This is a genomic window from Winogradskyella sp. A3E31 (assembly GCF_046720935.1).
In the GTDB taxonomy this organism is placed as follows: domain Bacteria; phylum Bacteroidota; class Bacteroidia; order Flavobacteriales; family Flavobacteriaceae; genus Winogradskyella.
Window position 1 is genome coordinate 137,831 of sequence record NZ_JBHNWH010000007.1, and the last position, 19,251, is coordinate 157,081.

At 34.7% G+C, this 19,251-nt stretch carries 22 protein-coding genes; 15 read left to right on the forward strand and 7 right to left on the reverse strand.

The features are described 5' to 3' along the window. Positions 1–85 precede the first annotated feature (85 nt). From ACFEMA_RS10270 to ACFEMA_RS10315, 10 genes are all read left to right on the forward strand, one after another. Positions 86–1,498, forward strand: a complete 1,413-nt coding sequence (locus ACFEMA_RS10270) for a tetratricopeptide repeat protein (RefSeq protein ID WP_411768107.1) — start codon at positions 86–88, stop codon at positions 1,496–1,498. A gap of 36 nt (positions 1,499–1,534) precedes the next feature. Further along, the gene (locus ACFEMA_RS10275) at positions 1,535–2,503 is read left to right on the forward strand and encodes a DUF368 domain-containing protein (RefSeq protein WP_411768108.1); all 969 of its coding nucleotides are present in this window, start codon (positions 1,535–1,537) and stop codon (positions 2,501–2,503) included. Then, entirely contained in the window at positions 2,503–3,522 is a 1,020-nt protein-coding gene (locus tag ACFEMA_RS10280; protein WP_411768109.1) for a DUF368 domain-containing protein, read from the forward strand. Before ACFEMA_RS10275 ends, ACFEMA_RS10280 begins: the two co-directional genes overlap by 1 nt. Then, positions 3,491–4,249: a shikimate dehydrogenase family protein gene (locus ACFEMA_RS10285; protein ID WP_411768110.1), complete on the forward strand. Its 759-nt coding sequence runs from the start codon at positions 3,491–3,493 to the stop codon at positions 4,247–4,249. Before ACFEMA_RS10280 ends, ACFEMA_RS10285 begins: the two co-directional genes overlap by 32 nt. 72 nt (positions 4,250–4,321) lie before the next feature. Next, positions 4,322–6,448, forward strand: a complete 2,127-nt coding sequence (locus ACFEMA_RS10290) for a DUF349 domain-containing protein (protein ID WP_411768111.1) — start codon at positions 4,322–4,324, stop codon at positions 6,446–6,448. A 128-nt stretch (positions 6,449–6,576) separates the two neighbouring features. Beyond that, a complete protein-coding gene (locus ACFEMA_RS10295; RefSeq protein ID WP_411768112.1) occupies positions 6,577–7,137 on the forward strand; it encodes a hypothetical protein in 561 nt (186 codons plus the stop codon). A 57-nt stretch (positions 7,138–7,194) separates the two neighbouring features. After that, positions 7,195–7,791, forward strand: a complete 597-nt coding sequence (locus ACFEMA_RS10300) for a hypothetical protein (protein WP_411768113.1) — start codon at positions 7,195–7,197, stop codon at positions 7,789–7,791. Between the two features lie 163 nt (positions 7,792–7,954). Next, positions 7,955–8,686, forward strand: a complete 732-nt coding sequence (locus ACFEMA_RS10305; protein ID WP_411768114.1) for a hypothetical protein — start codon at positions 7,955–7,957, stop codon at positions 8,684–8,686. Between the two features lie 208 nt (positions 8,687–8,894). Next, the gene (locus ACFEMA_RS10310) at positions 8,895–9,137 is read left to right on the forward strand and encodes a type II toxin-antitoxin system ParD family antitoxin (protein WP_411768115.1); all 243 of its coding nucleotides are present in this window, start codon (positions 8,895–8,897) and stop codon (positions 9,135–9,137) included. After that, positions 9,134–9,436 (forward strand): type II toxin-antitoxin system RelE/ParE family toxin, encoded by a 303-nt coding sequence (locus ACFEMA_RS10315; RefSeq protein WP_411768116.1) that lies wholly within the window; start codon positions 9,134–9,136, stop codon positions 9,434–9,436. Before ACFEMA_RS10310 ends, ACFEMA_RS10315 begins: the two co-directional genes overlap by 4 nt. A 242-nt stretch (positions 9,437–9,678) precedes the next feature. On the opposite strand, the gene mazG is transcribed toward ACFEMA_RS10315, so the two are convergent. The 4 genes from mazG to ruvX form a co-directional block, all read right to left on the reverse strand. Continuing rightward, a complete protein-coding gene (gene mazG / locus ACFEMA_RS10320) occupies positions 9,679–10,452 on the reverse strand; it encodes a nucleoside triphosphate pyrophosphohydrolase (RefSeq protein ID WP_411768117.1) in 774 nt (257 codons plus the stop codon). Positions 10,453–10,466: 14 nt separating this feature from the next. Beyond that, positions 10,467–10,895: a DUF5606 domain-containing protein gene (locus ACFEMA_RS10325; protein WP_411768118.1), complete on the reverse strand. Its 429-nt coding sequence runs from the start codon at positions 10,893–10,895 to the stop codon at positions 10,467–10,469. A 10-nt stretch (positions 10,896–10,905) separates the two neighbouring features. Continuing rightward, on the reverse strand, positions 10,906–11,496 hold the full coding sequence (gene def / locus ACFEMA_RS10330) for a peptide deformylase (protein ID WP_411768119.1): 591 nt from the start codon (positions 11,494–11,496) through the stop codon (positions 10,906–10,908). Between the two features lie 74 nt (positions 11,497–11,570). Further along, the gene (gene ruvX / locus ACFEMA_RS10335) at positions 11,571–11,981 is read right to left on the reverse strand and encodes a Holliday junction resolvase RuvX (protein ID WP_411768120.1); all 411 of its coding nucleotides are present in this window, start codon (positions 11,979–11,981) and stop codon (positions 11,571–11,573) included. Between the two features lie 95 nt (positions 11,982–12,076). Here ruvX and ACFEMA_RS10340 point away from each other — a divergent pair, with 95 nt between their 5' ends. Further along, positions 12,077–12,892: a 2,3,4,5-tetrahydropyridine-2,6-dicarboxylate N-succinyltransferase gene (locus tag ACFEMA_RS10340; RefSeq protein ID WP_411768121.1), complete on the forward strand. Its 816-nt coding sequence runs from the start codon at positions 12,077–12,079 to the stop codon at positions 12,890–12,892. Positions 12,893–12,936: 44 nt separating this feature from the next. Further along, the gene (locus ACFEMA_RS10345; protein WP_411768122.1) at positions 12,937–13,917 is read left to right on the forward strand and encodes a Stealth CR1 domain-containing protein; all 981 of its coding nucleotides are present in this window, start codon (positions 12,937–12,939) and stop codon (positions 13,915–13,917) included. Between the two features lie 42 nt (positions 13,918–13,959). Here ACFEMA_RS10345 and ACFEMA_RS10350 read toward each other — a convergent pair whose 3' ends face one another. Both ACFEMA_RS10350 and ACFEMA_RS10355 read right to left on the reverse strand, forming a co-directional pair. Further along, positions 13,960–14,805 carry a glycosyltransferase family 2 protein gene (locus ACFEMA_RS10350; protein WP_411768123.1) on the reverse strand — a complete coding sequence of 282 codons (846 nt, stop codon included), beginning with the start codon at positions 14,803–14,805 and terminating at the stop codon, positions 13,960–13,962. Then, a complete protein-coding gene (locus ACFEMA_RS10355; protein WP_411768124.1) occupies positions 14,786–15,607 on the reverse strand; it encodes a glycosyltransferase family 2 protein in 822 nt (273 codons plus the stop codon). The genes ACFEMA_RS10350 and ACFEMA_RS10355 overlap by 20 nt, the downstream gene beginning before the upstream one ends. A 42-nt stretch (positions 15,608–15,649) precedes the next feature. Here ACFEMA_RS10355 and ACFEMA_RS10360 point away from each other — a divergent pair, with 42 nt between their 5' ends. Then, complete coding sequence (locus tag ACFEMA_RS10360; protein WP_411768125.1) at positions 15,650–16,408, forward strand: glycosyltransferase family 2 protein; 759 nt, start codon at positions 15,650–15,652, stop codon at positions 16,406–16,408. On the opposite strand, the gene ACFEMA_RS10365 is transcribed toward ACFEMA_RS10360, so the two are convergent. Then, a complete protein-coding gene (locus ACFEMA_RS10365) occupies positions 16,405–17,166 on the reverse strand; it encodes a lipopolysaccharide kinase InaA family protein (protein WP_411768126.1) in 762 nt (253 codons plus the stop codon). The genes ACFEMA_RS10360 and ACFEMA_RS10365 overlap by 4 nt on opposite strands. A gap of 65 nt (positions 17,167–17,231) precedes the next feature. Here ACFEMA_RS10365 and ACFEMA_RS10370 point away from each other — a divergent pair, with 65 nt between their 5' ends. Both ACFEMA_RS10370 and ACFEMA_RS10375 read left to right on the forward strand, forming a co-directional pair. Beyond that, complete coding sequence (locus ACFEMA_RS10370; protein ID WP_411768127.1) at positions 17,232–17,792, forward strand: L-threonylcarbamoyladenylate synthase; 561 nt, start codon at positions 17,232–17,234, stop codon at positions 17,790–17,792. 41 nt (positions 17,793–17,833) lie between these two features. Beyond that, positions 17,834–19,249, forward strand: a complete 1,416-nt coding sequence (locus tag ACFEMA_RS10375) for a CCA tRNA nucleotidyltransferase (RefSeq protein WP_411768128.1) — start codon at positions 17,834–17,836, stop codon at positions 19,247–19,249. Positions 19,250–19,251 lie beyond the last annotated feature (2 nt).

Genomic DNA, 19,251 nt, shown 5'->3' on the forward strand with positions numbered 1-19,251 from the left:
TTACTTTGTTGAAAACAATGACATTAAAAACATCAGAATAAAAAGGATAACACTAAATTTATTTCAGTGAACACTTTAACCGCCTATGGAGTATAACCAGAACGAAGAACATAACGAGTTCTCCCTAACCCGCTTCGAATCAATGCTCAAAACCAACGATGTTTTGTTTTTTGATTCCAATGAATTCGAAAATATCATTCACCATTATCTCGAAAATGGTAAAATTGCCCTCGCTAAAAAAGCCATTAAACTAGGTCTTCAACAACACCCAAGCTCAATCAACCTTCGTTTATTTAAGATTGAAATTTTTGTGCTTGAAAATAAATTTGATCAAGCCAATGCCTTATTGGATGAACTTTACACTTTAGAGCCCGGTAATGAAGAGATTTTTATTCAGAAAGCCAACGTCTTATCAAAACAAGACTTACACCAAGAAGCCATTAATACACTCTTAGCTGCCTTAAACTTATCTAAGGATTCTAATGAGGACGGCGATATCTATGGCCTTATAGGTATGGAATATTTATTCTTGGATCAGTTTGATAATGCCTTGGATTATTTTAAAAAATGCTTGGCTTGTGACCATTCTGATTATGCGTCGTTGCATAACATTGTCTATTGCTTCGATTTTTTAGACAAAAATGAAGAAGCTATAGAGTTTTTAAATGCTTATCTAGATTCAAACCCATATTGCGAAGTGGCTTGGCATCAATTGGGAAGGCAATATTTTGCCATTAAGGATTACAAACGTGCCAGTGCCGCTTTTGATTTTGCTATTATTTCTGATGACACTTTTATTGGAGCCTATCTCGAAAAAGGTAAGGTTTTAGAAAAACAAAAGGAATACAAGGAGGCTATTGAGAATTATAAGATTACGCTAGCTTTAGATGATCCAACATCATTTGCATTGCTACGTATAGGCCACTGTTATGAAAAATTAGGACAAAGTGATTTGGCTGTTCAGTTTTTTGACCGTACTGTTGAAGAAGATCCGCTTTTAGATAAAGGTTGGATTGCCATCACAAAATATTACACTAAAAAACAAGACTACCAAAAAGCGCTATATTTTATCAATAAGGCTATAAATATTGATGGAGATAATGTATTGTATTGGAAATTGTATGCCCAAATTAACCAACGTCTTAACTTTTTAGAAGAAGCCGAACGCGGTTACAAACGCACTTTAGAGTTAGGCAATTATGAATTGGATACATGGTTGAATCGATCAGACATTCTCATTAATCTTGGAGAATATGAGGCTGCTGTTTACAATCTGCTTCAGGCTGTAGAATTTTATCCAGAAAATGCTGAAATAGAATTTAGACTTGGCGGGCTGTATTTTAAATTGTTAGAAAGTGATAAAGGGCGCTACCATCTCAAGAATGCAATGCGTTTAAACGCTGAATATGATTTTATTTTATCAGAGCTATTTCCGTCCGTGACTCAAAAGCCAATGGTGAGAGCTATTATTTCGGCAACTAAAAAATCTTCCAACTAAAAATCCATACCTTAGCATTTCTTTTTGAAACAAGTTATGCAAAACCGTTTTTTTAGTTATTTATTGATCACCTTAAAGGGTATGGCCATGGGTGCTGCAGATGTAGTTCCTGGAGTTTCTGGAGGTACTATTGCTTTTATTTCCGGCATTTATGAAGAACTGATCGAGAGCATCGATAAATTTAACCTTAATGTTCTTAAGCTATGGAGGACACAAGGCTTTTATGCGGCTTGGACATCTTTCAACGGTTCTTTTCTATTAGCACTTTTCTTAGGAATTGCCATGAGTATTCTCTCACTTGCAAAACTTATAAAATGGTTATTATATAATGAGCCGATATTGTTGTGGGCATTCTTCTTTGGGCTTGTTTTGGCAAGTATTGTTTATATCGCAAAACAAATCCCGAAATGGAATTTAAAACTACTACTTGCTGTTATAGCCTTTGCAACACTCTCATATTTTATCACATTAGCTGAGCCATTTGCTTCACCCGAAAGCCCTTATTACCTATTGTTTTGTGGTTTTATTGCGATTATAGCCATGATTTTACCTGGGGTTTCTGGTGCATTTATTTTATTGATTCTCGGAGCTTATGAAACAGCAATAAATATTGTTAATCAACTTGTTGAGGGCTTTGGTACAGGAAATTTTGAAATGCTAAAAGGGGCACTATTCAAATTTCTAATGTTAGCCATCGGAGCCATAATTGGGCTCAAAGTCTTTAGCAAGGTGTTAAATTGGATGTTTAAGAATCATAAAAATTTGACCTTGGCTATCTTAACAGGGTTTATGATTGGTTCGTTAAATAAAATATGGCCGTGGAAGCAGACCTTGACAACACGACTCAATTCTGAAGGTATGGAAGTTGCTGTGCTTGAAAAAAGTATTTTACCATCAGATTATATTGGTGACAACCAACTATTAATGGCATTAGCTTTAATGGCTTTTGGCTTCGTTTTAATCCTTGTCTTAGAGCGTCTGGGTTCTAACAAATCTAACGTCTAATGGAGAGTACCAGAACACTAAAAGATCGTGTGTTTTTGGTTATTAAAGGCTTAGCCATGGGAGCTGCCAATAAAGTGCCCGGCGTATCTGGCGGTGTTGTCGCTTTTGTTGCCGGATTCTATGAAGAGTTTATATATTCCTTGCAACGTGTTAATAAAACAGCTTTTCGGTTGCTTTTTAATGGTCGATTTAAAAGCTTTTACCGCTATGTAAATGGAAAATTTTTAGGGCTTCTGTTTTTTGGAATGGTCGTCAGTTACTTCAGTGTCTCTAAAATCCTAGATTATTTTATACAGCATTATCAGCTCTATGTCTGGAGTTTGTTCTTCGGAATGATATTAGGTTCCATTTATTATATCAATAAAGATTTTCAGTCTTGGAATCGCTCTACGCTCATTGCACTTATTTGTGGTATTATCGTTGGAGTGGGTATCAGTTTTTTAGACCCCGCCAAGGAAAATGACAACCTGTTCTTTGTTTTTTTCTGTGGTATTATTAGTGTTTCGGGCATGACATTGCCTGGTTTTTCAGGCTCATTCATTCTTATCTTAATGGGCAATTATGTATTGCTTTTGGTCGATTCCGTCAATGCCTTATTCGATACCATTTACAATATTCTAAATTGGGATTTTAGTTTTATCGATGATGCCAGAAGACTAAGAATGCTAAAAGTCTTGGCTACTTTTACCTTAGGCTCTGTGTTTGGATTAGTGACCTTTTCGCATATTCTTAATTATATTCTTAAGCATTACAAATACATTACCCTTGCAACTATTATTGGCTTTATAATTGGGTCATTGGGTGTTGTATGGCCATGGAAAGAGACCATATACAAAACGCTGGGGGATGGTACTTTTGTTTTAGATTCAAGTGGAGGAAAAATCATCAAAAACTATGAGCGATTTATTCCAGAATTAAACACCGAAACGTATATTGCGGTAGCCTATATTATATTAGGCATCTTAATTGTTTTAGCTTTAGAGTGGTATGGACAACGAACACGACGTGTTAAAATATAATTTTGGTTTAGTAGGAAAGGACATCTCCTACTCTTTTTCTCGGGCTTATTTTTCGGAAAAATTTAAAAATGAAAATTTGCCCCATACCTATCAGAATTTTGATCTGCAAGATATTTCAGAGATTGAATCCGAAATAGCATCTACCCAAAACCTCAAAGGGCTAAATGTCACTATTCCTTATAAAGAAGCCATTATTCCATATTTAGACAAACTCAATAAAAAGGCAACCAAGATTGGGGCGGTAAATACTATAAAAATTTCAAAAAAAGGCAAACTGATTGGTTATAATACGGATTACTATGGGTTTAAACACTCAATAAAACCTCACCTAGAACAGCATCATAAAAGTGCTTTGATTTTAGGTACTGGAGGTGCATCAAAAGCCATAGCCTATGCCCTAAAAAAAATGGGAATCACATACCACTATTTGTCTCGAACCAATAAAAAAGGGGTTGATTTCACCTATAATGAATTGACTGAAGATCTTATAGAAAAGCACAAAATTATTATTAATTGCACCCCCTTAGGAACGTTCCCAGATGTTAATATATGCCCTAATATTCCGTACGACGGTATTTCAAAAGGTCATATCCTTTACGACTTAATTTACAATCCGGAAGTCACTAAATTTTTAGAGATAGGAGGCCTTCAAGGAGCCACAACCATCAATGGTCTGGATATGCTAAAATTGCAAGCAGAAAAATCTTGGGATATCTGGAACCAATAACATGAACCTTTCATAAAAGTGCTATATCATTAGCATTTCTTATCTTTAACCTCCACATAAAATATTTGACTCATGTCACAGACTGATAACCTGCAAAAAGCAGATGGAAAAAAAGAAACGCATACCGAAGATTCTGAAGCTATAAAACCAGAAGCTTCAACCGAAGCTGCTTCCAAAGAACATACTGAAAAAGAGATTACAACGGCAGAAGAAAAAAAGGAAGAGGTTAAGGATGAAAAAAAGGACGATGTCGTCGAAGATACCGAAGAACCAAGTGAGACCTTAAAAGAAGAACCTCAATCGCAAACTGAAGACACAGCAACCGACAAACCAACTAAGGCCTCAAAAGAAGCGCCTAAGTCAGAAAAGGAAAACACAGCAACAGCTAAAAAAGAGGATCATGTTGATGAGATCGACTCCGAAAATGCTGAAGATGCCGAAGACGAATCCAACGCAGAACGTCATAATTTAAAGGATGAAGATTACCATGCAATGTCCATGGAAAAGCTAGCGGAATCCTTTGAAAAGCTTTTGAAGACACAGAAAATTCAGAATATCTCTAAGCATGTCAACGAAATAAAATCTGAATTCAACTCTAAGTTTAGTGCCTTATTGGATGAAAAGAAAGAAGCATTTATCAGCGATGGCGGTAACCCCATAGATTTCTATTACACTAATGACACCAAAAAGAAATTCAATTCGGTTTACAAAGAGTATAAAAAAACAATAACCCAATACTATAGGGATAGAGAAGCACAACTAAAACAAAATCTAGAAAACAGATTACAAATCATTGAAGAAATTAAAGGTCTTCTTAACGTAGAGGAAAACATAAGTACTACCTACAAAACCTTTAAAGACCTTCAGGAGCAATGGCGTAATGCCGGGCCAATTCCAAGAGACAAGTATAACAATGCTTGGAACAGTTACCACCATCATGTAGAGCATTTTTATGACTTTCTACATCTTAATCGCGATTTACGCGATATGGATTTTAAGCATAATCTCGACCAAAAATTAAAAATCATTGAACGTGCTGAAGAGCTTGCTAAGGATGAAAACATCAATAGAGCCTTTAGGGAGTTGCAAGTACTTCATAAAATGTGGAAGGAAGAACTGGGACCTGTTGCCAAGGAACACCGTGAGGAAATCTGGAATCGCTTTAGCACAGCGACCAAGGCCATACACGATAAACGCCAAGCCTATTATGCAGATTTGGATAAGGCTTACGAAAAGAATTTAGTTCGTAAGGAAGAAATCATCAGCAAGATTGAAGCTATAGCCAAAGAGGATACAAATTCCCATGGTGGCTGGCAGAAAAAAATTAAGCTTGTTGAAGCCCTTAGAGATGACTTTTTTAATGCAGGCAAAGTTCCTATAAAAGTTAACGAAGCCACATGGTCTAAGTTTAAAACTGCAGTGCGCGACTTTAACCGTAAGAAAAATAAGTTCTACAAGAATCTTAAGAAGGGCCAGTATGAAAATCTTCAAAAAAAGAAAGAGCTCATAAAAATTGCAGAGGACAACAAGGATAGCGACGATTTTGACTCAGTAACTCCTTTGATGAAGAAAATACAAAGTGACTGGAAAAAAATTGGCCATGTACCACGAAAGGATTCCGATAAAATCTGGAAGAAATTTAAAAAAGCATGCAATCATTACTTCGACCGTATGCACGCTGAGCGTAGGGCTGAAAACCAAGAACTATACGACAATTTTGATACCAAAACCAAGTTGCTAGAAGACCTAAAATCTTTTAAGACTACAGATGACCCAAAAGCTGATGTAGAAACACTAAAAGCAAAAATCAATGAATTTAGGGCTGTTGGTTATGTACCACAAAACAAACGGTTTATTGACGGAAAGTTTAATAAAGCATTAGATGCTGCCTTTAGCAAACTAGATATGGATAAGGCAAAATTAGACATGATCCGCTTTGAAAACAAGCTCGAAAACCTATCTAAACCAGACGACACTCGTTTATTGGACAATGAGCAAAATTTTATCCGTAAACGTATTAGTGAAATAAAAGGTGATATCAACCAATTAGAAAACAATCTTCAATTCTTTTCTAATGTTGAGGACGATAACCCATTGGTAAAGGAAGTCCATAAAAATATTGCCAATCATAAAAAAGAGTTGGAAACCTGGAAAAAGAAATTAAAAAAAGTAAAGGGTATGTATTCTGAGGAAGGTTAATTACGTTTAATGTTTTGATTAAGATAAAATCGTGCAAGCTCACATTATCCCTAAATATTAAAAGGATAGTGTGATTCTTTAATGCATTGTAAAGAGTTGTGGTACATTTCCTAAAACCGCTATTAAAAATGATTCAATCCAGACATTGTGATTTATGCGAACATCCAAAAAGGGATTTGAAAAATGGCTTGACTTGTGGCTTGACCAATAAAAAACCTGACTTCAAAAATACTTGCCCTGACATTTTGTTGGACAAAATATTTCAAGAAAAATTAGAAGATGTCAATCTGGAATTGAAGAGAACAAACGAATTGAAAAGCAAAAAATATGGAGCTTTTTATCTACTTATAACAATAGGCTTTTTATTTATAATCGGAAATAAATTTTATGCTGACATAACTCTGACGGAAACTTTTAACTGGAAATTCAGAGCGAGCGCAATCGGTGCTGGAATTACAATCTTGATATATGCCTATTTTAACTTCAACCGATTTAGAGGAAAACTAAACGCATTGGAATCAGAAAAAAGCAAAATAGACTCGGTATTGGAAAAGTATGGAATTGAATATGAAATGAATATTGAGTATAAAGAAAAAGTTCACGGAAATCAGAATATTGAAATAACAACCGAATATAAAAACTGGACAAAAAAACGTACCACAACAACAGCTATATCTCATTACGGCTGAATTCCTAATCGGAATTACATATATACGAGATAGTTACTACACATTTAAAAAAACAGAATGGATTTAAACGACATCAGAGAAAACTACAAAAATTTTGAAGATTGGAAGATTGAAAAAATCGCATCAGAAGAAGCAGGTTCTCTACGACCAGAAGTTCTTGATATTTTAAAAGCAGAAATAGAAAAGAGAAATCTGAATCTGAACTTAATAAATATTGTCGATTCGCAAACAAAGGAATTAACTGAATCAGAATTTAATGAATACTGTGGGATTTTAAGAAATCATCCTTGTCCAAAATGCAAATCTAAAACTCAAAAAATAAATGCAACCATGGTTGGAAGAGTTGTTAGTATGTTAATAATGACAAACTATGACAAATCTTTAAAAGTTGCTTGCTCGAATTGCCTTGATGAAATGCATAGTAAAGCAAATATGAAATCTGCACTATTGGGTTGGTGGGGAATTCCTTGGGGACCAATTCAAACAATTAGGTCTTTTATTTTTAACTCAAGTATGAAAAAAAATAATCGGACTGAAAAACCGAATGAAGTTTTTGCGAGTTTTATTATTAGCAATATCGGAATTATGGAAAAAGCGAAAACCGAACCTGAAAAACTAACTGAATTTATTAATCGGACTAATAACACAATATAAAAACGTTTGGCAACAACCTTTTTAGTTCATTGCTAGTACTCGTCTACTTACGAAAATTGATAACGCCAATTCGCCACACTCGAGTCTTGCGGATTTTCATTTCGGTTTGTATTTGCTAAATTAGTGCTTTAAACACACCACTAATCACACACAAACACGTTCTATGCAATATGAAAAAACGCCGAAATATAAATTGGATAGAACAATCGAGTTTTTAAATGCGTTTTTAGAAGTTAAATTCGAAAACTATATTGTTCTACAAGATTTTATAGAAAATCATATCTCAACAGTTCAGAAAGAAATCGACCAAAAGTATGATGAAGTTGACAAAATCGAAGATACCGATGAATGGAATGTTGCAATGGAAAATTTAGAGGACGAATTAGCATCTGATGGATTTAAATTTGACCACGAATTTCCAAATAGAATTAGATATTCTTCTATTATTCAGACATATTCAATGCTCGAAGTTTATCTTAAATGGCTGTGTGAAAGCCTGAAAAAAATCAACAATTTCCCAATTGGACTAACAGATTTGAAAGGAAATAGTGATTTAGAAAAAGGCAAACTATACCTTAAGAGAATTTACAAAGTTGACTTTAATAAACTGAATCCTGAATGGAAGTTTTTAAATGATATGAGAAAAATCAGAAATCAGATTATTCACAAAAATGGAGACTTTACTACCAAAGATACCGAAATCATAAAAATAATTAATCAAAACGAAAACTTGGGTGTAATGTGGGACGACATATATCCAACATTAGAACCGGATAAAGACTATGAAATAAAAATTAAATCAAAAGAACTGAATAAAACGTTTATTGAAAACGTAAGAAAATTTTTTGACAAAGTAGTTATAGAAATAAAAGAAAGTGGAATAAATACTGCATAGAACACCGTATATAATTTATTGCTAGTACTCGCCTATTTACTATAATTGCTTGCGCCAGTTCGCTACGCTCGAGTCTCGCGGATTTTCAATTCGGTTTGTATTTGCAAAATTAGGTGTTTAAACCACGCAACTAATCTCATACAAACACGTTCTGTGCAATTTGCCTACGTTACCAAGATTTGGTATATTTGAGTAAATTTTATTCAAAATGGGAAAAAACACATCAATATCACTCGGAAATCATTTTGAGGACTTCATAAGAGAAGAAGTAAAATCTGGAAGATATGGTTCCGTAAGTGAAGTCATTCGTTCTGCTTTACGACTATTAGAAAGTGAAGAAAAAAAAGAGCGAGAATTGATTAAAGCTCTTGAAATTGGAGAAAAAAGCGGATTTGTTGAAAATTTTGACCCCAAACAACATCTGAAAGAATTGCATCGCAAACACTTATGAGTAAAAACAAATATCGCATAAGCCAACAAGCGATTGAGGATTTAGACAAAATTTGGGTTTATACGCTTAGCAAATGGTCTAAAGTGCAAGCTGACAGATATTACGATTTAATAATAGCGGAAATTGAATTTATTGCTGTCAACTTTATGACAGGAAAGTCAGCAGAACAAACTCGTAAAAACTATAGAGTAACGAAAATTAAATCGCATCTGATTTTTTATAGAAAAGTTGATAATGGAATTGTGGAAATCGTAAGAATTCTGCATCAGAGAATGGATATTAAAAAACGACTGACATAAAAACTTCAACCTAAGAAGAACTGAGTTATTAACAATTCTCAATTATTAATAAGTAGTTATAATATCAAAACCCACTTGCCTAAACAAGTGGGTTTCGCCCTAACTAAACTAAATTAACCTTAATTACAACCGCTTAATTCATAATTAAGATCCTACTAAGATTATGAAACTTGTAAGTTATAAGTTCCATATATATTAAATACGGATGAAAATTACTTTTGGATTATAAAGGTCTAAAAAAATTACAACTTTTTTGCCTCGTTCCAATACACGTCCATTTCAGAAAGCGTCATATCCTTTAATGGCTTTTGAATGTCCTTAGATTTTTGCTCTAAATATTGAAAGCGTTTTATGAATTTTTTATTGGTGCGCTCTAATGCATTTTCAGGATTAACCCCTAAAAAGCGTGCGTAATTAACCATGGAAAATAGTACGTCACCAAATTCACTTTCAATCTTATCATGGTCATTGGTAGCTATCTCGGATTGTAATTCGTTGAGCTCCTCCTCCACTTTTTCAAAGACTTGTTGTGGCTCTTCCCAATCGAAGCCAACCCCAGCAACCTTATCTTGTATGCGATTGGCCTTTACCATAGCTGGTAAACTTTTTGGCACACCTTCTAACACACTTTTTTTGCCTTCTTTTAATTTTAGCTGTTCCCAATTTCGCTTTACGTCTTCCTCGTCCTTAACCTCAACGTCTCCATAGATGTGCGGATGCCTTTCCACCAATTTATCACAAATGCTATGGCAAACATCGGCGATATCAAAACTATTGGTTTCGCTTCCTATTTTGGCATAAAAAACAATATGCAACAGAACATCGCCTAATTCTTTCTTAATTTCATCCAAATCATGATCCAAAATAGCATCACCAAGCTCGTAGACTTCCTCAATCGTTAGATGGCGCAAAGACTCCATGGTTTGTTTTTTGTCCCATGGGCATTGATCCCTCAGCTCATCCATAATGGTCAATAAGCGATCGAAGGCTTGTAATTGGGATTGTCTATTGGACATGTTTTTTTGTAAATCTATTCTTCTTCGGACGTGTCTTTTTCCTCGTCCTCAGACTCTAAGGTAGACAATAAATTGTTTTTTTGAAGTATGTTATACCACTGCACTACCTTTTTAATATCCGATGGATATACACGGTCTTCATCATATTCTGGCAATACCTCAAAGAAGAATTCTTCTAAGGCTAATTTTCCATCCTTAGGACCTACTTTTGTAGGTTCCCCATTTTCCTTTTCCTTTATCGTTTTAAGAACTTCGCGTAATGGAATCTCTTCCGTTAACGTATAAATAGCGATTTCGCTTAGAATACTGATGTTACTGTGCGCACCTACAGTAATACGCTTACCGTCTAGCAAAGATTCTACAACGGCACCGGTACGGGTTTGTGTCACTATTTTATATAATCCTGGTTTTCCTGAAATGGAAAGTATCTTATCTAATGTCATATAATACTATTTAGCGTTTTCTGCTCATTGCAGGAAAACGCATTCTATAATCAATTTTTATTTTTCCCTTTGAAATATTGGTTAATTTCCCTTTGATTAAACGCTTTTTAAAGGAAGATAGTTTATCCGTAAACAATATCCCTTCAATGTGGTCGTATTCATGCTGAATAACTCTAGCAATTAACCCATCATAGTCTTCAACATGAGTTTCAAAATTTTCATCCTGATATTGAATTTTTATTTTGGGCTTTCTAAAAACATCTTCTCGTACATCAGGGATACTTAAACATCCTTCATTAAAAGGCCATTCATCTCCCTCTTCCTCTAAAATAATTGGATTTATAAATGTCTTTTTAAAGTTCTTAAGTTCTTCTTGCTCTTTAGGCGTTAAATCTTCATCTTCTGCAAACGGCGACGTATCTACCAAAAACAAACGGATGGATAATCCTATTTGTGGAGCAGCCAATCCAACACCAAATGCACCATACATGGTCTCGTACATGTTTTCGATTAGCTCATCTAGCTTTGGATAGTCCGCATCTATTTCCTTAGCCTTTCGCTTTAAAACCGGGTCGCCATAGGCTACAATTGGTAAAATCATAATCGTTTCATTTCGGACGCAAAAATACAATTCTTATTACATTATTAAAGAAGATGTAATGAATTGTTTGTGTGCTATAATTGCGCCATGTAATTCTGAAGAATCAATGTGGCACTGATCTCATCTACTAAGGCTTTATTTTGACGTTTCTTCTTTCCTAAGCCACTATCTATCATCGATTGAAATGCCATTTTTGAAGTAAAGCGCTCATCGATACGTACAATAGGAACATTTGGGAACTTAGCCTGAAGCTTTGGCATAAACTTTTGAATATCCGCTTCACTTTCTGATGCCGTGTTATTCATTTGTTTTGGCAACCCAATAACGATAGTTTCCACTTTTTCTTTTTCTAAATACTCCGCTAGAAAACCAAGCAATGATGGAGTGTCCATGGTGGTTAACCCTGATGCTATAATTTTTAGCTCATCGGTAACAGCGATCCCTGTTCGCCTTTTTCCGTAATCTAATGCTAAGAGTCTTCCCATAATTGTTGCAAAGATACGCAGAGTCTCTACAATTTTTAGCATAAAATTTTTAAGCCTCTAATTTGAGCAGTATCTTTGAATCCAAATTTGGATTTATGCAACAACTACAAACCGTTATAGAAAACGCATGGGAAGACCGATCCCTTTTAAAAAATGAAGTTACAATTGATGCTATACGCAGTGTCATAAAACTTATTGACGAAGGGACACTCCGTGTCGCTGAACCGACTAATGATGGTTGGCAAGTCAATGAATGGGTTAAAAAAGCAGTGGTGCTTTATTTCCCTATTCAGAAAATGGAAACTTACGAAGTCGGAATTTTTGAATACCATGATAAAATTCCACTAAAACGTGACTATGCGTCGAAAGGCATTAGAGTTGTACCACATGCGGTAGCAAGACATGGCGCCTATATTTCTAGCGGCACAATACTTATGCCAAGCTACGTTAATATTGGTGCTTATGTAGATGAAGGCACAATGGTAGATACATGGGCAACTGTTGGTAGTTGTGCACAAATCGGTAAAAATGTACATCTCTCTGGTGGTGTTGGCATTGGTGGTGTTTTAGAACCTTTACAGGCGTCACCCGTTATCATAGAAGATGGTGCTTTTATAGGCAGTCGTTGTATTGTTGTGGAAGGTGTGCGTGTTGAAAAGGAAGCTGTTTTAGGAGCTAATGTCGTATTGACCATGAGTACTAAAATCATCGATGTTACAGGAGATGAACCTAAAGAAATGAAGGGTGTCGTACCAGCAAGGTCCGTGGTGATTCCAGGAAGTTATACTAAGACATTTTCGGCTGGTGAATATCAAGTTCCCTGTGCTCTTATTATAGGAAAACGCAAAGAGAGTACAGATAAAAAGACATCGCTTAATGATGCACTCCGTGAGTACGATGTTGCCGTTTAGGAAACAACGGAAAACGAAAGACTTCTAAAAAACCAGCGATGTTTATGGAAAAAGACGAAGATATTACTTTAGATGCTGTTATTACATGGGTTGATGCCGGTGACAAAGAATGGCAAAAGCGTATAAACACCTATTCTGAAAAGAAAATTGATTTTTCCAAAAAGGAACAGAGCATAAGATTTAATTCTATTGGCGAAATTAATATTGCTATAAAATCCATTATTAAATATGCGCCTTTTGTAAAAAACATTTATTTAGTAACGGACCAGCAACAACCTGATCATTTTGAATCCCTTAAGCAAAGAGCTGAGTCAAAAAATATAAGATTAAAACTAATTGATCATAAAGTACTGTTTAGAGGGTACGAAAACTATTTACCAACCTTTAATTCGTGTACAATAGGGAGTATGCTTTTCAGAGTTCCTGATCTTTCTGAGCATTTCATTGTCTTCAACGATGATACTTTTTTAATGCGTGAAACATCTGTAAGCGATTTTTTTATTGACGGAAAACCAATTATAAGGGGAAAGTGGAAAAAATACAACGAAGACAGGCATTTACGTAAACTGTATCGTAATTTTAGGAAGTTAATTGGAATACCAATAAAGAGAAAAACTGTTGGTTTTAAACAATTTCAACAGACCAGTGCAAAACTGGCAGGCACTAAAAACTATATCAGAAGATTCCATACCCCTGTTTGTGTTCGCAAATCTACGTTGGAAAAATTCTTCGATACAAACCCAGTTCTTGAGGACAATATTAAATATCGCTTCAGAAATGAAAATCAATTTATCATTTCATCGCTTTCTGAACATTTAGAAGTAAAAAACAACACCTATCACTATAGTAATGTTGATCAATTAACCTATTTCAGATCATACAAAAGCTTATCATCAGTAAAAAGAAAACTCAATCGTTTTTTAAAACAAGATCACAAACTTTTTATGACCTTTCAAAGTCTCGAGTTAGCTGAAGATTCTATTTTAGAATACATCTTAAATTGGATAGATAACAGATTGTCATAATCTTTAAAAGGCTATTCGCTTAGTGAAAAAATCAAAAAGTAATTAACCCTCTTTTTTAACAATACCATAGTCTGTCCACTGACGACGTTCGGATCTTGTTGTTTGTCTTATTCGGCGATTTTTGTCAATAGACTCTTGGTTTTTATACCCCCTTTTATGGTCTAGGTGTAAACAGACTGCACTGTATCTAATTTGTTTCGATTTTAAACCTAAATTAAATAAACGCTCGCCCAATTCTCGGTCTTGTCCACCGTATTGCATACGCTCATCAAAACCATTGACTTTTAAAATATCAGACTTCCACCCAGAGGAATTGTGGCCATTCCAGCTCGCATTTGTAGGGGTTATAAGGTTTAATAGTTTAGCTTTTAACCCTCTAGCTGTGAGCTTATTGTTTTTAAAAGATCCTTGTAGTCCTTTCGACTTTAACCACGGTAATTGAAAACACTTTTGAGAAACTATATCCTCTTTGGTTATTGCTTTAGAGATTGACATTGGTAGTTTATAATACCCGCCAGATAAAAAATAGCCTTCTTCTCGGTGATCATTATGAATCTTCAAAAAATCTTCTCTGGCTAAACAATCGCCATCACTCATTAAGATATAATGACTATTACAAGCTGTAATGGCTTTGTTTAAAATCATTGATTTTTGAAAACCATCATCCTTATGCCACACATGTGTTATTGGGAAATGTACCTGAGCTTTGAGTTTATCAATAAGCTCAAAGGTTGGATGTTTAGAGCCATCATCGGCAATAATCATTTCAAAATTTTTGAAAGATTGGGCATGATAACTCCAAATGACTTTTTCTAACCATTCTTCAGCGTTATACGTACTGATAATAACCGAAATGCCTGTATTACTATTAAAGTTTTTCAATTCCAAATCGTGTCACTTTACTTTTATTTCTTTTAGTTTCCTTCCTAATCTCCTTATTCTTCTCTAAATCTGAGCTGTTTTTATAAGGTCTATCATGGTACAAATGTAAACAAATAGCACTGTAGCGAATCTGTACAAACTTACACCCCTTATTCTTAAGGCGCTCTCCAATCTCCCGATCCTCTCCCCCATATTGCATGCGTTCGTCAAATCCGTTTACCTTTAGAATATCTTTTTTCCACGCAGACACATTCATACCATCAAAGGTCGCTTTGGTTGTTGTAAACGTGTTTAAAAACCATGATTTCGTCTTTCTTGTCGTTAATTTGTTTGTTTTAAATGTTTTCTTTAAACCATTACTCAATAACCAATCTAAATCAAAACATTTTTGTTTTTTTATATCGCCTTCACGTATTAGGTTTGAGATGAACAAAGGCAATTTAAAATAGCCTCCAGATAGCACATGGTTAGGTTGCCGCAGATTGAGATGTACATCAACGAAATCCTTTCTGGGAATACAATCCCCATCAGTAAAAATCACATAATCGGATGAAGTTCTTAAAACAGCCTTATTAAGAATTTTTGTTTTTTGAAACCCATCATCTTCCTGCCAAACATGACTGATCTTTAAATTACTGTTAGATTTAAATTCGTCTATTACCGCTTTTGTTTCTTCTGTAGAGCCATCGTCGGCAACCACGATTTCAAAATCTAAATTCGTTTGTACTTCATAGCCCCATAATACTTTCTTTAGCCAAAGCGGCTGATTATAAGTACTAATAATAACTGAGGCTTTTATGGATTCCATTAGGGTAAAAATAGCTATTTTTACCTAACATTTCTACCACGTATGATTAAACTTTCTGGTGTTATTATTACTTATAATGAAGAGCGAAACATTGAAAAATGTTTACAATCTCTAGAATCAGTTGTTGATGAAATTGTCGTTGTCGATTCTTTTTCCACTGATAGCACTAAACAGATATGTTCTCAATACAATGTGAAATTTATAGAACAGGAATTCTTAGGTTATATAGAACAAAAAAACTTTGCCTTACAACACGCCTCCTATGACTACATTGTGTCTTTAGATGGGGATGAAGCATTATCTGAAGAATTACAGAAATCGATTATTGAGCTAAAGTCTCATTGGACATACGATGGATATTACTGTAATAGATATAATAACTTTTGTGGGCAATGGATAAAACATTCTGACTGGTACCCTAATAAAAAATTACGTGTTTTCGACAGACGAAAAGCATATTGGAGGGGACATAAAATCCACGAAACTATTGGGTTTAAGGACAGTAACAGTAAAGCATCGAAACTAAAAGGAGATATTTTACATTGGACCTATCAGACCTATTCTGAATTTAATCTAAAAACAGAATATTTTTCTACGATTTCCGCTCAAGCTTATTATGAGAAAGGAAAAAAGGCTCCATTCTGGAAACTGTGGGTTAACCCAAGCTGGGCGTTCTTTAAATCCTATATTCTGAGATTTGGGTTTTTAGATGGATTTAATGGTTTTGTCATCTGCGTTCAGACAGCAAACATTGCGTTTTTAAAATATTCAAAATTAAGAGAGCTCCATAAAAACAACTAGCTCTTCTTTAGGTTTAATTTTTTCTTTAAAATCTTTTTTCGATGAAACTTATATTGAAACTTACTGGTCTCTTTCCACATTAGATTATATATAGTTTCAAAATCTTCGCCAGTACACTTGGCATATTCATCACTCATAATTTCTACCATAGATTTATGAGGTGTTAATCTGGAAAAGTTCTTAATTCGTGTTTTAAAGTCCATTTGCCCGAATTTCATTCGGTTTAAATCGACTAAATAAAATTTATAGGAATCATTATTTTTTTTAATCAATGTATTCCCAGGAGAATGGTCTAAAAACTGAATACCTTTTTTATGAAGACTATGTGTAAATCTCGTAAATGCCCGTAAAATAGCCTCGTAATCGGGGTAATTAAAGTCTGTTATTAACTCTCTATACGTTAAGTCATACTCTAACTGTTCACTGATGTAGTAGCTCTTCTTAAAAAACAATAGAGTTTTATATTCAAAATATGCCAGTGGCTGTGGAGTACCAACATTGAGGCGTTCTAAGGTGTTAGCAAATTCAAAAGAACGTTGAGCCTTACTTTTTCTAAAAAAATTATAAGCTAATTGATTAATAAAGTTAGGTACCTTAAATGCTTTAATGTTAACCTTTATACTTTCTAAATCAACTACTTTAATCGTATTTCTATCACCTACCCCACCATCAATTGATTCAAAATCAGCGATTAATTCTTCAAGCTTAATTCTAAGTCCACTATCTAAATTAGTATTAAAAACCTTTATTTCTTTCATTTAATGAAAAGTCCTTTAATTTTCTATTGTAATTTTGCGACACGACAAATATAAGGCTCAAACCCATGCAAAGTGAAATTAATGCCGCTCTAAAAACACTCTATTCCAAAGGCATAATCTTATACCCGACAGACACCGTATGGGGTGTTGGTTGCGATGCTACAAGCGTTGAAGCAGTAAATAAAGTCTATCATTTAAAAAAACGAGAGGAAAGCAAAGCGCTTATTTGTTTGGCAAGCTCACTCACTATGCTAAAAGGTTACATTGGGTCTATTCCAAATAGTGTACATTCTATCCTAAAAAACGCGTCAAAACCAACAACCATAATTTATAATAACCCTAAAGGCCTGGCACATAATTTAGTTTCTTCTGAAAACACAATTGCAATACGAATTGTTTCAAAAGGGTTTGCGTTCAGTTTAATTGAGCAGTTGGGCAAACCCATTGTCTCAACTTCTGCCAATGTCAGCGGAAACCCAACCCCTAAATCATTTCAAGAAATAGAAGGTGACATTTTAAAAGGTGTGGACTATGTTGTAAATTTGCAACAAGAAAAAAGTGATGCTACTCCTTCAAGAATTATAAAAATAAATTCTGACGGTTCTCTTTCAATTATTAGGGACTAAAAGAAGAAAAAAGCATCCCAAATTTGAACTTTGGGACTTAAATGAATTACAAAAACGCACTTCAACATTCAATCTTCAAAACGATATCTGAAGCTTCCGAAGCACTAAATCTGGAATCTTACGTCATCGGTGGTTTTGTGCGTGATTACTTTTTAGAACGTGGTGATGCAAAGGATATTGATGTTGTTGCTATTGGCAGCGGCATTGAATTAGCAGAAAAAGTAGCTCAAAAACTACCTAATAACCCTAAAGTACAAGTGTTTAAAACCTATGGCACAGCCATGCTTCGTCATGATGATGTCGAAATTGAATTTGTAGGTGCGCGTAAGGAAAGTTATACTGAAGAAAGTCGAAACCCTAATGTTCAACCAGGAACCTTAGAGGACGATCAAAATCGTCGAGATTTTACGATTAATGCACTAGCCTTAAGTTTAAACCCTTCAAATTACGGTGAGTTATTAGACCCATTTAATGGTATCAGGGATTTGGAACATAGAATCATAAGAACTCCACTTAATCCAGATGCAACCTATAGTGATGATCCATTGAGAATGCTTAGGGCCATTCGATTCGCAACACAATTAGACTTTAACATTGAAAAAGAATCTCTCAATGCGATTTCTATAAACAAGGATCGAATCAAAATAATTACCAAAGAGCGTATCGTTACTGAATTACATAAAATTTTAGAAAGTGACACACCTTCAAAAGGGTTTATTTTATTAGAAAAAACGGGGTTACTCGATTTTATTCTTCCAGAATTGACCGCTCTAAAAGGTATCGACGAAATTGAAGGCCAACGCCATAAAGACAACTTTTATCATACCTTAGAAGTGGTTGACAATATTGCGAAAAACACAAATAACCTTTGGTTACGATGGGCTGCTCTATTGCATGATATTGGTAAAGCACCGACTAAAAAATTTCATAAGAAAATTGGCTGGACGTTCCATGGTCACGAGTTTAAGGGATCAAAAATGGTGTATCATTTATTTAAGCGTTTAAAGATGCCACTGAATGACAAAATGAAATTTGTTCAGAAGATGGTGTTAATGAGCTCAAGACCAATTGTTCTGGCAACTGATGTTACAGATTCCGCAGTAAGACGACTCATTTTTGATGCAGGTGATCATATAGAAGATTTAATGACACTCTGTGAAGCTGACATCACTACCAAAAACCCTAAGCGTTTTAAGCGCTATCACAATAACTTTAAGATTGTTAGGGATAAAATTAAGGAAGTCGAAGAACGAGATCATGTTCGTAATTTTCAACCTCCAGTTTCAGGAGAAGAAATCATGAAAGCCTTTAATTTAAAACCTTCACGGGAAATAGGAATAATTAAAGAAGCCATAAAAGAAGCTATTTTAGAAGGAGAGATTCCCAATGAACACCATGCTGCCTATCAATTGATGCTCAAAGAAGGTGAAAAGTTAGGTTTAAGTACAACCTCTTGATT

Coding starts and splice junctions, on each gene's coding strand:
- ACFEMA_RS10270 (WP_411768107.1), top strand. CDS start 86: ATGGAGTATAACCAGAACGAAGAACATAACGAGTTCTCCCTAACCCGC.
- ACFEMA_RS10275 (WP_411768108.1), top strand. CDS start 1,535: ATGCAAAACCGTTTTTTTAGTTATTTATTGATCACCTTAAAGGGTATG.
- ACFEMA_RS10280 (WP_411768109.1), top strand. CDS start 2,503: ATGGAGAGTACCAGAACACTAAAAGATCGTGTGTTTTTGGTTATTAAA.
- ACFEMA_RS10285 (WP_411768110.1), top strand. CDS start 3,491: ATGGACAACGAACACGACGTGTTAAAATATAATTTTGGTTTAGTAGGA.
- ACFEMA_RS10290 (WP_411768111.1), top strand. CDS start 4,322: ATGTCACAGACTGATAACCTGCAAAAAGCAGATGGAAAAAAAGAAACG.
- ACFEMA_RS10295 (WP_411768112.1), top strand. CDS start 6,577: ATGATTCAATCCAGACATTGTGATTTATGCGAACATCCAAAAAGGGAT.
- ACFEMA_RS10300 (WP_411768113.1), top strand. CDS start 7,195: ATGGATTTAAACGACATCAGAGAAAACTACAAAAATTTTGAAGATTGG.
- ACFEMA_RS10305 (WP_411768114.1), top strand. CDS start 7,955: ATGCAATATGAAAAAACGCCGAAATATAAATTGGATAGAACAATCGAG.
- ACFEMA_RS10310 (WP_411768115.1), top strand. CDS start 8,895: ATGGGAAAAAACACATCAATATCACTCGGAAATCATTTTGAGGACTTC.
- ACFEMA_RS10315 (WP_411768116.1), top strand. CDS start 9,134: ATGAGTAAAAACAAATATCGCATAAGCCAACAAGCGATTGAGGATTTA.
- mazG (WP_411768117.1), bottom strand. CDS start 10,452: ATGTCCAATAGACAATCCCAATTACAAGCCTTCGATCGCTTATTGACC.
- ACFEMA_RS10325 (WP_411768118.1), bottom strand. CDS start 10,895: ATGACATTAGATAAGATACTTTCCATTTCAGGAAAACCAGGATTATAT.
- def (WP_411768119.1), bottom strand. CDS start 11,496: ATGATTTTACCAATTGTAGCCTATGGCGACCCGGTTTTAAAGCGAAAG.
- ruvX (WP_411768120.1), bottom strand. CDS start 11,981: ATGGGAAGACTCTTAGCATTAGATTACGGAAAAAGGCGAACAGGGATC.
- ACFEMA_RS10340 (WP_411768121.1), top strand. CDS start 12,077: ATGCAACAACTACAAACCGTTATAGAAAACGCATGGGAAGACCGATCC.
- ACFEMA_RS10345 (WP_411768122.1), top strand. CDS start 12,937: ATGGAAAAAGACGAAGATATTACTTTAGATGCTGTTATTACATGGGTT.
- ACFEMA_RS10355 (WP_411768124.1), bottom strand. CDS start 15,607: ATGGAATCCATAAAAGCCTCAGTTATTATTAGTACTTATAATCAGCCG.
- ACFEMA_RS10360 (WP_411768125.1), top strand. CDS start 15,650: ATGATTAAACTTTCTGGTGTTATTATTACTTATAATGAAGAGCGAAAC.
- ACFEMA_RS10365 (WP_411768126.1), bottom strand. CDS start 17,166: ATGAAAGAAATAAAGGTTTTTAATACTAATTTAGATAGTGGACTTAGA.
- ACFEMA_RS10370 (WP_411768127.1), top strand. CDS start 17,232: ATGCAAAGTGAAATTAATGCCGCTCTAAAAACACTCTATTCCAAAGGC.
- ACFEMA_RS10375 (WP_411768128.1), top strand. CDS start 17,834: ATGAATTACAAAAACGCACTTCAACATTCAATCTTCAAAACGATATCT.